Below are 1,278 nucleotides of genomic sequence, written 5' to 3'. Positions count from 1 at the left end.
TGTCAATCCCCTCCGAACGTGGAGACCTTCCTATGCAGCCAGTTCCTCGGTGAGGCTGGCTCGGTGGTCGTGTTCGTAGTCGATCGGGCTCTTGAAGCCACACACGCTGTGTAGCCGTCGCACGTTGTAGAAGTCGGTGATCCAGGTCGCGATCCTGATCCGGGCTTCGGCACGGGTGGCGAAGGTATGCCGGTGGACGTACTCGACCTTGAGAATGCTGTTGAACGCCTCGCTGACGGCATTGTCGAAGCACGAACCGACCCGCCCCATGGACTGGAAGACGCCCAGCCGGCGGCAGGCCCGGCGGAATCTGCGGGAGCCGTACTCGCTCCCGCGGTCCGTGTGGAAAATGACGCCGCGCACGTCGCCGCCGCGGGTCGTCGCGGCCATGTGCAGGGCGGCAACGACCAGTTCGGCATCGTGGCGAGCACCCATCGCATAGCCCAGCAGGCGGCGGGAGAAGAGGTCGATGACCGTGGCCAAGTACAGCTTGCCCTCACCGGTTTCGATCTCCGTCATGTCTCCGCACCAGACGAGGTCGGGTGCCTCGGCGGCGAAGTCGCGGCGCACGAAGTCCGGGGCGGTCGGCCGTTTCCCCGGCCGGGTCAGCCCCCGCCGTCTGCGCACCTTCCGCGCGACCAGGCCGAACTCGGCCATGATCTTCGCGATGGTGTTCACCGAGACCCGCCAGCCCTGCCGGACCAGCCTGATCCAGATCTTCGGCGAGCCGTAGGTGCCGCCGGAGTCGTCGAACTCCTCCTTCACCGCTTCGATCAGATGCTGTCTGCGCAGCTCACGTCGGGTGGGCTGGTGGGTGCGGTGCTTGTAGAACCACGACTCGCTCACGCCCAGGGCGCGGCAGGAGACGCGGTGCGAAATGCCGTGCTCGGTCCTGAAGTCGCTGATCACCCCGACGACGGACGCCGGGTCCGCCACGGCTACTTCACCCACAGGACCATGCAGCGTTTGAGAACATCACGCTCCATGACCAGCTCCTTGTTGTCCCGCTTGAGCTGGACGTTCTCCCGCCGCAACCGCTCCAGCTCGTCACTCCCGCCGGCCGGTGCGGTCCCTGCCCGACGGGCGCGGGAGACCCAGCTCGCCAGGGTGGTCTCGTTGATCCCCAGGTCTTCGGCGACCTCAGCGATCGTCTTACCGGTCTCCGTGACGATCCGTACGGCCCCCTCACGGAACTCCGGATCGAACTTCCGTCGCTTCTCCGCCATGACTCCCAACTTCCCCTGCAGTCACGGTCTTCACGCTACGAGGGGAGGGACA

Annotated in this window: 2 protein-coding genes; both read right to left on the bottom strand. The window is 66.1% G+C overall.

All coding sequences use genetic code 11. The features are described from left to right. Positions 1–30: 30 nt before the first annotated feature. Positions 31–951 (bottom strand): IS3 family transposase, encoded by a 921-nt coding sequence (locus ACZ52C_RS42010; RefSeq protein ID WP_469079796.1) that lies wholly within the window; start codon positions 949–951, stop codon positions 31–33. Continuing rightward, positions 939–1,226 carry a transposase gene (locus ACZ52C_RS42005; RefSeq protein ID WP_469079795.1) on the bottom strand — a complete coding sequence of 96 codons (288 nt, stop codon included), beginning with the start codon at positions 1,224–1,226 and terminating at the stop codon, positions 939–941. The genes ACZ52C_RS42010 and ACZ52C_RS42005 overlap by 13 nt, the downstream gene beginning before the upstream one ends. Positions 1,227–1,278: the final 52 nt, after the last annotated feature.

The sequence above is a fragment of the Streptomyces sp. NPDC034049 genome, from assembly GCF_055575575.1.
Note: the sequence above shows the minus strand (reverse complement) of the source record. Positions and strands in the feature narration are given on the sequence as shown.